Source organism: Tsuneonella troitsensis (assembly GCF_001441535.1).
GTDB classification, from domain to species: domain Bacteria; phylum Pseudomonadota; class Alphaproteobacteria; order Sphingomonadales; family Sphingomonadaceae; genus Tsuneonella; species Tsuneonella troitsensis.
Genome location: NZ_LMAU01000003.1, coordinates 60,100 through 71,735, shown reverse-complemented (window position 1 = coordinate 71,735; position 11,636 = coordinate 60,100). Strand labels below are relative to the sequence as shown.

Below are 11,636 nucleotides of genomic sequence, written 5' to 3'. Positions count from 1 at the left end.
CGAAACGACAGCCTATCCCCTTGAAGCGACAATGAAACATCCGGCAGCACCGCTGCGTACGGTGTGCCCATTGTTCCCCATTGCGCCGCTAGTACCAGTGGCCGAAGACGTTGTGTTCTTAGGGGGCATTTCCCGACTCGCCTCCGGAGCGAGAGCAATCCCTCGCCGGCGAATGTCAGGCAGAAGGGATTGATGTTCGGTCTCTCCCCGACAAGAGATCGCACCTGCGAAAGAGGCGGCGGCAAAGGACCATGTGCGAAGCGGCTGGAACGGGGCTTGTCGTTTCGGCCCGCGCGCGCTGGTCCGACCCGCCGCCGGTTCGCAAGTGCGCGCGGGGCCCAGAACAAGAAGGTCGCGCCCTCAGGAGCGCATCGCCAGATGCGCGGGACAGAGCGCGTCCACAGCCCCGCTCCGCATCCCCGAACCATCGTCCGGCGAGCATGAAAAAGGGCGAAGAACCGTCGCCGGTTCCCGCCCTCTCTTCATCCTCAGAACTCGTCGAGCATTCCCCCGCGCACGGTGTGGACCACCCGGTTCGTCAGGTGCGCCGGCAGGGCGTTGTAGTCGCCCTCGTCGAGCGCGAAGTATCCCAGATCATCGTCCTCGACGATATGCTGATCGAAGTAGCTGTGCAGCGCGCGCCGTTCGGCAACCGCCAGTGCTTCGAAGTAGCTATCCGCGTTCGACGCGATTGGAGCAAGTGAAGCCATGATATCCTCCTGATGTCTGTCCTTGAGACGACAGGAGGTCGGCCGATGGTCTTGCGGATCCCGGGTCCAGGATCGCCCTCCGGGCGACCGCGTCAGCGGCGGTGGGGGCAACGATTTTGTCGGACCGCAGCGAAGCGAAGGGGAGGCAAAATGGTGGGGCCCCGCCGTCCTTGACGCGGGAGCCGCAAGTCCATCACCATGGACGATCCATGAGCCAGGACCATTCCCAACCTCTCGGATGAACCTATGGCCCATCGAGCAGCGCAAAAAGGCTCTTTCCTACACCCGGGTGACCCCGGCAGACTGGACCACGGAGGCATCGACGAGGGACGAGGAAAGGACCCCACGTATGCCCACGAAACGAAGCGCCATTGATGCGCTCCGGAAGCTCGAAGCCGACCGGCAGGCTCTCGACGAACGCCAGCGCGAACTGGAAGAGAAGGCCACCCTAGAGCTGGGGCAGCTGATCCTTGGATCAGGTGTCGAGGCGTTCTCGAGGAAAGGCCTCAGACAGGCCAGCGAGATGCTCGGCAAGCTCGGTGAAGCCGAAGCGCTCCGGCGGCTGGGAAGCGAACCGGCTGCATCCCGTCACAGCGGTACGCCCGCTGGCTCCTGAGCAACACGAGAAGGAGCCCTGCCGCGCATGCGGCAGAGCCCCTTCTCGGTCGCTGGTCAATCGATGATGTCAGTCGATCTCGGGCGCGTCGCGGTTGTCGCCGTCGCCATCCCTGGCGTTGCCGCGCGAGAGGAAGTCGACCTTGTCCGCGAGGATCTCGCAGCCGTAGCGCTTGACGCCTTCCTGGTCTTCCCACTGGGTGTAGTGAAGCCGGCCCTGGACCGAGACCAGCTGGCCCTTGGTGCAGAACTGCCCGACGGTCTTGGAGAGGCCGTTGAAGCAGGTCACGCGGTGGAATTCGCTGTCCTTGGCGGTGTAGCCGTTTTCATCCTTGTAGGTTTTGCCGTCCTTGTCGCGCGCGGGGCGGTCGGTGACAACGGTGATGCCGGTGACGGAGGTTCCGCCCTTGGTCTCGCGGGATTCGGGATCGCGGGCGAGACGGCCGGTGAGGATTACGAGATTGGTCATGTGACTGGTCCTTCGGTGTGCCAAACCGGAAACCATTTCCGGCTTGCGAACATCCAGAAGAAGCAGGGCATGGGAGGACTGCACCGCAGGGCCGTCAGGCCCAAGGGAAACGCTTTTGCTAGGGGTGGTGCGGGCAGGCAGCGCAGCTGCCAACACGGCCCGAAGGCAAAGGCGTTGCCGGCCTCAGCTGACCTGATTCAGGACTGTTCGCGAAGAAGCCGGATTGGGTTCGGGTGGCTGGGCGAAGGCGCCCTGGACCCCGCTCTCCTATCCGCCCGGTCCCTCGCCCTCGCTGGCCGCCAGCAGGTCCATGAAATTGCGGGCCGCCTCGCGGTTGTCAGCATTTTTGAACGCCGCCTCAAGGTCAGGCGCGGAGCCAAGCATGTAAAGCAGCGCCCACAGGGCAAAGCGCTTGCCGCAGTCCTTTTCGAGGCCGAGATCGACCTTACAGCGCTCCAAACCGGAGGCCAGCACATCCGGGCTTGTCGCCGCAAGATCGGTGGATGAGAAGTATCGTCGAAGCAGGTCGTCGAGGTCCATGACGAAGACATAGCGCTATTTCGCAGGGGACCGCATCCTCGGCTTTGCTACGGGACTGATCGTCGCTTTTGGGCCGGAAGCGGAAAGGCAGCTTTTATATCTTTGAGCGGATTAAGCGGACAGCGACTGCTGACCGAATCGCAAGCCGGTGCATTAGAGAATGGTCTGGAGAAACCCCTCTTGGCATAGACTTTTGCCGTCGTTGAAACGCCCCTGCAGGACAGCCAACACGGAGCCGAGAGCCACAAACTAAATCGGTTTACTATTTAGCGCGCCTTTCCTACCATCCGGAGATGGCGAGAGAAACCTTTACGATTGAGGGCGCAGGCGCGATTTCTCTTACAGCCGAGGCTGAGGGGGATGCCTACGCTAAACCCGTCCTTCTTGCGCACGGCGGCGGGCAGACACGGCGCGCGTGGAGAAGGGTGGTCAGCGAGCTGGCTCAAGCCGGCTTTCGCGCAATCGCCTTCGACATGCGCGGTCACGGAGACAGCGATTGGTCGCCATGCGGAGCTTATGAAATGCGCGACTTCGCGGCGGATCTGGTCGCTGCAGCGTCGCGCCTGGACCAGAAGCCAGCGCTGGTCGGCGCTTCACTGGGCGGGCTCGCTGGACTGATTGCCGCAGGGGAGCTTGCTCCAGGTAGCTTTGCTTCACTCACATTGGTCGACATTGCCCCGCGCATGGAGCCCAGCGGTGTGATGCGCGTGGTTGGTTTCATGGAAGAGCATGTCGATAGCGGCTTCGCCTCACCAGAGGAGGCGGCCGACGTGATCGCTCGCTACATGCCGCATCGTCCCAAGCGGGGCGCGAGCGATGGTCTGAAAAACTATCTGCGGCAGAAGTCGGATGGGCGCTTCTATTGGCACTGGGACCCGGTGTTTATCCGTAATATAATGGCGGCCAGACAAGGCGACCCAGACAACCAGGAACGTCAATCGGCAATGCTGAGCCAAGCTGCGGCGAAACTCACGCTTCCGCTTCACCTCATCCGAGGCGCCTCTAGCGATCTTGTTTCCGAAGAGGCCGTTTTGCATCTGCGGCAACTCGCCCCCCATGCAGAATACACGGACATCGCCGATGCCACGCATATGGTCGTGGGCGATGCGAACGACGCCTTTTCCGCCGCTATCGTCGATTTCCTAGGGCGCCATCACTCATCCGATACAACTCACCCACATGGGACGAGGGAGCTATGATCGATCGAGAACGCTTGCAGGAAATGCTGCATATCGCGCCGTTTCACCGATGGCTTGGGCTGGAGATTGCGACATGCTCCGACCAGGGAATCGCGATCACCATGCCATGGCGCGAAGAGATCGTGTCGAACCCTATGATTGGGTCGGCGCATGGAGGGATCCTGGCTTCACTGGTCGACCTCACCGGGCTTTGTACTCTGCTCGCCGGGGGCGTCGCGGCGAGAGCGACGGCCGATCTGCATGTCGATTACCACCGTCCTGCAACCTCAGGACCTCTCACTTCTCACGGACAGATCGTGAAAAACGGGCGACAGATTTCGGTGGCGGAAACCCGGGTTCTCGAGCCCGACGGCAAGTTGGTCGCCAGCGGCAGGGGCGCCTACTTCTCGTCAACCGGATCAATTGATCAGCGCGGCGGGACTATTGATCTCGAACAGGCTCTTGCCACCCAAGGCCCAGCGACTTCTGCAGCGCAATCCACGACAGCGTAAGGGCGCCTTTTGCCCGGACGAGGTCTGCTGAGGCCTGCTGCTGTTCTCGCAGGGCCTGGTTGAGGTCAGCCTTCGAGATCGCTCCTGCGGCAAAACGTTGGCGGTTCAGGTCCGCCGCGCCGTCAGCCTGCTTCTTGATTTGCATACTGGCAGCGAGCGCAACACGCTGCTGGCCGAAGCGAGCCAAGGCACGTTCGGCGTCTTGCAGTGCCAGAAGCACCGTCTGCTGGTAATTGGCGACTGCTTCGTTGCGCGCCGCCCCGGCTTGGTCGATCGCAGCGTCTACCCTGCCGAAATCCAGAAAATTCCACTGGAGGCGCGGGATCGCGAGTGCGGAGAAATCGCCGACATCGACAACGTCGTCCAACGAGGATCCGCCGAGGCCCAGGATCCCCGTGAAGGACAATTTCGGGAACCGCGCCGCCTCGGCCACCCCGATCCGCGCCGTCGACGCGGCAAGAGACCGTTCGGCCGCCCTTATGTCAGGCCGACGCGCCACCAGGCTTGCCGGATCGCCGATCGCGACCTGCTCTGGCGGCATGGGAATGGAATGCGCAGTCGTGAGCGCTGCATCAACTGATCCCGGCACCTGTCCGGTCAGTATAGCGAGTGCATCAGACAGGACTGCGATATCCGCTTCAGCTTCGGCAAGTTGTGACTTGAGCATCTCCAGTTCGGCATTCGCGGTGCCTACCGGGAAAAGCGGCAATGCACCGCGCTGATAGCGTTGGTATGTCAGCGCCAGGATCTCTTCCTGCAACGAAATCTGCGCCTCAAATTGCTCTGCGCGGAATTGGGCCTCCCGCAAATTGACGTAGGTGCTGGCCACTTGGGCAGTCAACTGGACCTTTGCGTCCTCTGCATTGGCCACCGTTGCAGCAGCTTGGGCATTGCTGGCTTCAATGCGCCTGCGCGAGCCACCGGCGAACTCCAGCTCCCAGTTGGCGTTAAGGCCCACATTGAAAAAGCTGAGCGAGTCATCGGTTTCTGCGTCGGAATTGGTTTGCTCTGACGGGGGGGGCGCCCCGCCTTGAATGTCGAGACCAGGAAGCCGGCCCTGCACGGTGCTGGCCTGTGCCCCAAGCGATGGCATTCGACCCGCACGGTCTTGCCTGATGGATGCCCGTGCCTGGGCAATGCGCGCCTGCGCTGCGGCGAGCGAAGGGTTGCCGGACAGCGCAGCCTCCACCAGCCGCGTCAACTCGGGATCGCCGAGCAGCAGCCACCATTGAGCGACAACCGGATCAGATGCGCTCACATCACTGCCAGCGCGCACAAAGCGAGTGCCCGTGTCTGCTGACACAACTTCCGGGGGGCCTGCATAATCGGGCCCTGCCGTGCATCCAGCTAGCAAGGCGATAGTGATAATCGGAGGTAGCAAGTGGCGCATAATCTCGGGCTCAGTGCATCGAAAGGGAGACATTTTCCGGAAGCGGCTTGAGGAACAGAACAAGCGGGACCGTCGCGAGTGTGAGAAGTCCCATCACCAGAAAGACATCATTGTAGGTCATGATGAACGCTTCGCGCTGGAGAGTGCCGCCGAGTGCCGCCATCGCTCGTTCCATATCGCCCAAGCTTCGCGCCAGTCCGTCGAGATAGGTCTGCAGCGAAACGCTGTTCGCATTCAGCGTTTCTTCCATGCGCCTCGTATGGTGCCAAATTCGCTGGTCCTGGAACGAAGCGAGGGCCGAGAGGGCGAATGATCCGCCAAGATTGCGGGCCGCGTTGAAAATGCCCGAGGCATCGCCCGCGTCTTCCTTGGCCACCGACGCAACCGTTGCCTGATTCAGGAACATCATCGCAAGTATCATTCCGGCCCCGCGGATAAGCTGACTTTCAGTGAAGACAGCGCCGCCGGATTCGGCGGTCAGACTCGTGCTGACAAAGCAGCTGATCGCCATCAGCAGCATTCCGGTGCCGACGGCAATGCGGATGTCCACCTTGCGGATCATCAGGGGCAGAACCGGCATCAGGAGAAAGGCCGGGACACCCATCCAGAAGATGACCAGTCCCGTCTGAAAAGCATTATAGTCAGAGATGATCGCCAGAAACTGCGGAATGACATAGGTCGAACCATACATCACCATGCCCAGGGCGAGCGCCATGATCGCGACGCTGGCGAACTGTCGATTGAACAGGAGCTGCAACTTCAAGACTGGCTTGCGTGCCTTCACCTGTCCGTAAATCAAACAGGCAAAGCCGATAATGGTCACCACCGTTAGCCAGCGAATGAGTGAGGACTCGAACCATTCCTCACGGTGCCCTTCCTCGAGTACAACAGTCAGACCGCCCAGTCCGAGGATCAGCCCGAGAATGCCAGCCCAATCGGCGTCCGTGAGATATTCCCACTTGGGCTTCTCGTGAGGCAGCCCGATAAACAGCAAGAGCAGCAGGATTGCGCAGACTGGCACATTGACGAAAAAGGCATAGTGCCAGCTCAGGTTCTCGGTCAGCCAGCCGCCGATCAATGGCCCCATCACGGGGCCAAGAACCACAGTCATGCCGAACAGGGCCATTCCGATTGGCTGTTGGTGCGGCGGTAATCGTTTAGCCACAATAGTCATTGCGGTCGGAATGAGGACTCCGCCCGTGAATCCCTGACCCGTTCGGCCGATGATCATGGTCGTAAGGTCGGTTGCAATCCCGCATAGCACCGAAAATGCGGTGAACGCGCTAACCGCGATGATGAGGAGGGTTCGCAGACCGAACAGCCGTTCGAGCCAAGCGCTCAGCGGAATGACGACGATTTCAGCAACGAGAAATGACGTAGCAATCCAGGTGCCTTCGGCGCCTGTGGCACCGATCTCGCCCTGAATGACGGGGAGTGCGGAATTGACGATTGATATGTCCAGCGTCGCGAGCATGGCGCCAAGCGCGCCCGCGGCCACAGCGACCCAGGCAGTCACGTCTGCGTTCTTTCGGCCCCCGGCCGGCCCGATCGAAGTGTCCTGCGCTGCCAGTATCTCGGTCATTGAGTCCGACTCGAGATCTCTTCCAATTCGCCGGCAGCATTCCGGGTGTCGACCGTAGCCACTACCGACATGCCGGGAACGAGCAGACGCTGCACTTCAGGGGGAGCATCGATACCGATGCGGACGGGTATCCGTTGAACGATCTTGGTAAAGTTGCCGGTGGCATTTTCGGGGGGGAGGATGGAAAATTCCGCGCCCGTTCCCGGCGATATGCTGACCACTCGTCCCGCGATCTCAAGGTCGGGTAGGGCGTCAACTTCGAGCCTGACGCTTTGGCCGGCCCGGATCAGGCCGACCTGCGTTTCCTTGAAGTTTGCCGTCACGTAGATCGCCCTCACCGGAACCACCGTCATCAAACGTTGACCCGGTTGCACGAACTGGCCCACCCTCACCGAGAGATCGCCGACGCGTCCGGCCTTGCTGGCGCGCAGCAAGGTCGATTCAACCGTAAGGTCGGCTGTTTCCAGCTGAGCGCGAGCAGCGTCCGCCTGCGCCTGGGTCTGGTTGATCTGCTCGAACAGGGTCCCTCGGCGCGCGGTCGCGGCAGCCACCGCCGCCTGCGCGGCGACGAGTTCGGCCCGCGCTTGCCGCGCCTGCGCCTCATACTGGTCTAGCTTTTCCCGCGGTTCGGCTCCTGTCGCGGCAAGGGGCCGATATCGCGCCACCTGGTCGTTCGCGAGGTCCAGTGCTGCGCGCGCGGCGGCGAGTTGGCCCCGCACCTGGCGAATGGCTGCATCCTGTTCGGCTACCTGAGAACGGATTGTGTCGGCACCGGCCAGGGTCGCAGCGATCTGTGCGCGCGCCTGTTGCGCTTGCGCCTGATAATCCCGCAGATCCAGTTGTACGAGGGCTCCGCCGCGAGCAACCTGCTCGTTCTCCCCCACGAAGACCTCTTCGACGTATCCCGCTACCTTGGAAGAGATAACGACGCTGTCGGCAGCGACATAGGCGTTATCGGTCGACTGCATGTACTGTCCGTAGGTTACGTGCCGGTAGTACCACCAGATCCCGCCAAGCAGCACGGCAAGACCAACGATGATTAGCGCGATGCGCAAGCCACGCCGCGATTGCGGTTTCGTTGGGGTTGTGCCCTCCTGCTCCGGTTGGTTGGAGTTATCGGTCATCTGACTCTTTCGGCAGCCTCAGTAAAAGGTGAACGCGTCTCGCGCCCTATGAGCCGTGAGTCAGATAGTAAAGGCATTTAGCAGTTTGCATTTGGGCATCCGAGGCTATCCGACTACACAGCGCTATGGATGAAAAACCAGATACCATGTCACGGTCTCAGCGTCGGCAGAAGGTCATCACCGATGATGACCGCATTCTCTATCTTATGGACGAGATCAGTCGCGGCGCGCGCAGAGTGTACGATGCGAGGGTCGCCAGGATCGGTCTCAATCAGACACAGTGGAGGATCATCGGACAACTTCTTCGCGATCCTGCCCTTACGCAGGCTGAAATCGCCAAGAAACTGGAACTGGAATCGGCGACCATCGGCCAGGCGGTTGCAGGTCTTTGCGCACGCGGGCTGATGAAAAGGCTTCGAGCTGAGACGGATCGGCGAGCGTGGCGGCTCATCCTCACGGAGCAGCTAGATGATATGCTGCCCGAACTGAGAGGCTCCGCGGATAGGCTTCATGATCTGCTTTGGCGCGACATTGCCGCCGACGAGAAGCAAACGTTGCAGCAGATTCTTGCAAGGGTATCGGAAAATCTGGACCAACTCCGGGCCGAGGCTGAGTAAAATCATGGCATCGCCCCCGGAAAAGCCTATCAGCAGCATCGCTCGCGCCGCGGAGATCGGCCAAATCCTAATGAGGCACGGCGCGAAGAATCTCGCCGGAGCCTTCGGATTTATTCCCTCTTCGAGCAATGTCATCGATCCTCGCGAATTTCGTCCGGCTGCAGTTGTGGCGTTCCTCCGTGACATCGGGCCAGTCGGCATAAAGCTGGGGCAACTCCTCGCCACCCGAAGCGATCTGTTTACCGAACACTGGATCACGGCATTCTCAACCCTGCACGATCAGGTGTCGTCAGTGCCCTTCGCAGATATCGAGCCCGTACTTGCTTCAAGCTGGGGTGAGGACTGGCGGAGCGACTTTGCGCAGTTCGACGAAAAGCCTTTGGCCTCTGCCTCCATAGCGCAAACCTATTCCGCCAGACTGCGGGACGGAAGCGAGGTCATCGTGAAGGTTCGGCGGCCAGGCACTGCCGCTCGGATGGAGGCTGATGTGCGCCTCCTTATACGCCTTGCCGGGATCGTGGAAGCACGGTCGCCGGACATCGCGCGTTACCGGCCAGTCGAGTTTCTGCGGACCTTCGGCCGCAATCTTGCCTGGGAGATGGACCTCGCTGCGGAATCCCGAGCCTGCGAGCGGATCGGCGCATATCTCGATACCATCGGCGTCAGGTCCCCGGCCATCCATTGGGAACTGACCGGGCTGCGGGTGAACGTTCAGGAACGCCTGTACGGCAGGCCCGCGTCTTCGCTGGGCAGCCCATCGGGCGACCCGCGGGTGGCGGCTTTCGCTAAAAGCTATGCCAACGCTGTCCTGCGGATGATCATCCTGAACGGCGAATTTCACGGCGACCCCCATCCCGGTAACGTCTTCATGATCGGCGAGCAGGATGTCGGCTTCATCGACTTTGGATCGGTCGGGACGCTCACCAAGGCCAGGCGCGACGAGATCGTCCGCCTCGTCCTTGCGATCGCTGGTGAGGAAACCAGCGATGTCGCGAATGTCCTGCTCGCATGGGCGGGGGAGCCGAAGGTGGATCGCGATGCGCTCGCGGTGGATCTGGATCAGTTGATCGGAGAGTTCAGGGGGACCGTGCTATCTGGCATCGAGTTCTCGCAGATTTTTTCCCGCGCTTTCGACCTGTTGCGGGATTATCGACTGGTTCTGCCACCTGATCTGGCCATTCTTCTGCGTACCTTGTTGACTGCAGAGGGCTTCGTCCGATCGCTGGCACCGGACTACAACATCGCCGAAGAGACCCGGCCGATCATGACGGAGCTTCTCGCCGAGCGGTTCTCGCTCGGCAGCGCTCGGTCGGGTTTGAAGAGACTTCGCGGTCAGCTGCTGGGTTTGTCGGCGTCCTTGCCCGACATACTTGCCACTGCGAACTCGATCGCAAAGTCAGGATATGTGCCGGTTCAGCTCGATCCGCTCAGTATCGAGCAGCTCGCTGGACTTCGCAATGAGCGTCAGTCCTTGAAAGGCCCTCTAGCTGCCGCATTGATCATAGCTAGCGCGTTGCTTGTCGATCAATCCTGGCTTCTGGCTGGCGGCGCGCTTGTGATTGCTGGGGTGGTGCTCATCCGAAAGTCATAATGAAGGAGCAACTTAATTCGTGCACGGTCACGATACGGCAAAGCCGAACTTAACGAGGATTTCATGCGCCTCACTTCAGCGACCAAGAAGCATCGCGAAGAAAATTTTTCGACCTATTGCGATTGAAGGCTTATTTTCCTCAATCAGACGAAACTTTGGAACGGCAGCTTTCAAGCGTGTCCTCGCCTGACTTTATGGCCGCTATTGGGGCGCTTAGCTGCCGGAAGGCCTTGTCCCCAGCGGTCCGCGACGATCGACCACCGTGACACGGCGCGCCTTGGCCTCGATGACGAGACGTTCGGTGACGCCGTTGCCGGGAAAGGCGATCACGTAGCGCGGGGCCATCGCCAACATCTGTTCGTTGCGCCTGAACCCGGCCCGGGCGCCCAATCTGCGATCGAGACCGAAGGTGAGTTGCTGTACCTCGTGGCGTTCGGCCCAGGCGGCTGCAAGCCGATCGGCGCCCTTGCCATCGCCGCCATGGACGAGGAGCATATCGGGCACCTGCTCGCGCACTCGGTCGAGCGTGGCCCAGATGTTGTCCGCATAGCTCTTCGCCTCCTCGGTCGTGGCGAAGCTCGCGCGTCCTCCGGCGAAGACCACGGCGGTGCCTTCGGGCGTGAGTGCGGCGCGCCGACGTTCTGAGCGGACCTTGAGGAAATCGCGCGCATCGATGACCGCAGAGGTGAGGTTCTTTCCGTGCGCTACGCGCGACCCCGTCATCGGCTTCCAGGATGCCCCGGTCTCTTCGCGGTACAGCATCGCCGCGACCTCGCGCATGTGCTCGAAGGCGAGCATGCTGGCTTCGGCTGCCTGTGCGCGCTCGACCTGCTCTTCGAGGTTGCTCGAGTGAACTTCCGAGCCATCGGCCGCGGAAAGCAGCGCCCGGATCTCGTCGCTCGCGCGATCGACCTGCGCGGACTTGCGGGTCGCCGCGCGGTGGAAGAGATTGACGAAGCCCCACGCAATGTCCTCGGCATCGGCCTCGAGCGCGGTGTCGGCGAACAGGGCGAACATGTCCGACCAGACGGCCGCGAGGGTTTGCTCGCTCGCCTCTTCGGCGGGAAAATCGGTTTCGTTGAAAGGTGCGGGTTGAACCGAAAAGCCAGTCAGATCGATTCCGGCAAGCTGGGCGGTGAAGCTGTCGTACATGGGTCATTTCCTCCTGAGCGAAGGCGACTGCCGCAGGACAAGAGAGAAGTTTCCTGCGGCCTGTTCGCCGGGCCCAAAAGGGACCGGGTCGAGGGGGCCGCCGCACCGCGCAGCGGGAAACCCCGCAAGGCAAGGCTGGCGCGGGCCACACGGGCC

General features: G+C 61.4%; 12 protein-coding genes. 5 read left to right on the top strand and 7 right to left on the bottom strand.

What is annotated here, in order from left to right; genetic code table 11:
* Positions 1-488: 488 nt before the first annotated feature.
* Positions 489-710: a hypothetical protein gene (locus tag AR323_RS07120; RefSeq protein ID WP_057883284.1), complete on the bottom strand. Its 222-nt coding sequence runs from the start codon at positions 708-710 to the stop codon at positions 489-491.
* 238 nt (positions 711-948) lie between these two features.
* On the opposite strand from AR323_RS07120, the gene AR323_RS07115 reads away from it, so the two are divergent.
* Positions 949-1,326, top strand: coding sequence for a DUF6437 family protein (locus tag AR323_RS07115; RefSeq protein WP_235510493.1), 378 nt, complete (start codon positions 949-951; stop codon positions 1,324-1,326).
* 69 nt (positions 1,327-1,395) lie between these two features.
* Here AR323_RS07115 and AR323_RS07110 read toward each other — a convergent pair whose 3' ends face one another.
* A complete protein-coding gene (locus AR323_RS07110) occupies positions 1,396-1,794 on the bottom strand; it encodes a single-stranded DNA-binding protein (RefSeq protein ID WP_057883283.1) in 399 nt (132 codons plus the stop codon).
* Between the two features lie 267 nt (positions 1,795-2,061).
* Positions 2,062-2,334, bottom strand: coding sequence for a hypothetical protein (locus AR323_RS07105; RefSeq protein ID WP_057883282.1), 273 nt, complete (start codon positions 2,332-2,334; stop codon positions 2,062-2,064).
* Positions 2,335-2,627: 293 nt separating this feature from the next.
* Between AR323_RS07105 and AR323_RS07100 the strand changes: the two genes are divergently transcribed.
* Positions 2,628-3,533, top strand: coding sequence for an alpha/beta fold hydrolase (locus AR323_RS07100; protein ID WP_038283498.1), 906 nt, complete (start codon positions 2,628-2,630; stop codon positions 3,531-3,533).
* On the top strand, positions 3,530-4,024 hold the full coding sequence (locus tag AR323_RS14355; RefSeq protein ID WP_083495285.1) for a hotdog fold thioesterase: 495 nt from the start codon (positions 3,530-3,532) through the stop codon (positions 4,022-4,024). Before AR323_RS07100 ends, AR323_RS14355 begins: the two co-directional genes overlap by 4 nt.
* On the opposite strand, the gene AR323_RS07095 is transcribed toward AR323_RS14355, so the two are convergent.
* Genes AR323_RS07095 through AR323_RS07085 form a run of 3 tightly spaced genes read right to left on the bottom strand, consistent with a single transcriptional unit; the run spans position 3,954 to position 8,051 of the window.
* Positions 3,954-5,414 carry an efflux transporter outer membrane subunit gene (locus AR323_RS07095; protein WP_038283496.1) on the bottom strand — a complete coding sequence of 487 codons (1,461 nt, stop codon included), beginning with the start codon at positions 5,412-5,414 and terminating at the stop codon, positions 3,954-3,956. The genes AR323_RS14355 and AR323_RS07095 overlap by 71 nt on opposite strands.
* A 10-nt stretch (positions 5,415-5,424) precedes the next feature.
* Positions 5,425-6,996 carry an MDR family MFS transporter gene (locus AR323_RS07090; RefSeq protein ID WP_051051456.1) on the bottom strand — a complete coding sequence of 524 codons (1,572 nt, stop codon included), beginning with the start codon at positions 6,994-6,996 and terminating at the stop codon, positions 5,425-5,427.
* Positions 6,993-8,051, bottom strand: a complete 1,059-nt coding sequence (locus AR323_RS07085) for an HlyD family secretion protein (RefSeq protein ID WP_235510492.1) — start codon at positions 8,049-8,051, stop codon at positions 6,993-6,995. Before AR323_RS07085 ends, AR323_RS07090 begins: the two co-directional genes overlap by 4 nt.
* 194 nt (positions 8,052-8,245) lie before the next feature.
* Here AR323_RS07085 and AR323_RS07080 point away from each other — a divergent pair, with 194 nt between their 5' ends.
* Both AR323_RS07080 and AR323_RS07075 read left to right on the top strand, forming a co-directional pair.
* Positions 8,246-8,737 carry a MarR family winged helix-turn-helix transcriptional regulator gene (locus tag AR323_RS07080; protein ID WP_057883280.1) on the top strand — a complete coding sequence of 164 codons (492 nt, stop codon included), beginning with the start codon at positions 8,246-8,248 and terminating at the stop codon, positions 8,735-8,737.
* 4 nt (positions 8,738-8,741) lie between these two features.
* Entirely contained in the window at positions 8,742-10,328 is a 1,587-nt protein-coding gene (locus AR323_RS07075) for an ABC1 kinase family protein (RefSeq protein ID WP_057883279.1), read from the top strand.
* Positions 10,329-10,541: 213 nt separating this feature from the next.
* Here the strand turns inward: AR323_RS07075 and AR323_RS07070 are convergent, their stop codons facing one another.
* Positions 10,542-11,480: a DUF2493 domain-containing protein gene (locus AR323_RS07070; protein WP_057883278.1), complete on the bottom strand. Its 939-nt coding sequence runs from the start codon at positions 11,478-11,480 to the stop codon at positions 10,542-10,544.
* Between the last annotated feature and the right edge of the window lie 156 nt (positions 11,481-11,636).

Coding starts and splice junctions, on each gene's coding strand:
- AR323_RS14355 (WP_083495285.1), top strand. CDS start 3,530: ATGATCGATCGAGAACGCTTGCAGGAAATGCTGCATATCGCGCCGTTT.
- AR323_RS07095 (WP_038283496.1), bottom strand. CDS start 5,414: ATGCGCCACTTGCTACCTCCGATTATCACTATCGCCTTGCTAGCTGGA.
- AR323_RS07090 (WP_051051456.1), bottom strand. CDS start 6,996: ATGACCGAGATACTGGCAGCGCAGGACACTTCGATCGGGCCGGCCGGG.
- AR323_RS07075 (WP_057883279.1), top strand. CDS start 8,742: ATGGCATCGCCCCCGGAAAAGCCTATCAGCAGCATCGCTCGCGCCGCG.
- AR323_RS07080 (WP_057883280.1), top strand. CDS start 8,246: ATGGATGAAAAACCAGATACCATGTCACGGTCTCAGCGTCGGCAGAAG.
- AR323_RS07115 (WP_235510493.1), top strand. CDS start 949: ATGAACCTATGGCCCATCGAGCAGCGCAAAAAGGCTCTTTCCTACACC.
- AR323_RS07120 (WP_057883284.1), bottom strand. CDS start 710: ATGGCTTCACTTGCTCCAATCGCGTCGAACGCGGATAGCTACTTCGAA.
- AR323_RS07100 (WP_038283498.1), top strand. CDS start 2,628: ATGGCGAGAGAAACCTTTACGATTGAGGGCGCAGGCGCGATTTCTCTT.
- AR323_RS07070 (WP_057883278.1), bottom strand. CDS start 11,480: ATGTACGACAGCTTCACCGCCCAGCTTGCCGGAATCGATCTGACTGGC.
- AR323_RS07105 (WP_057883282.1), bottom strand. CDS start 2,334: ATGGACCTCGACGACCTGCTTCGACGATACTTCTCATCCACCGATCTT.
- AR323_RS07110 (WP_057883283.1), bottom strand. CDS start 1,794: ATGACCAATCTCGTAATCCTCACCGGCCGTCTCGCCCGCGATCCCGAA.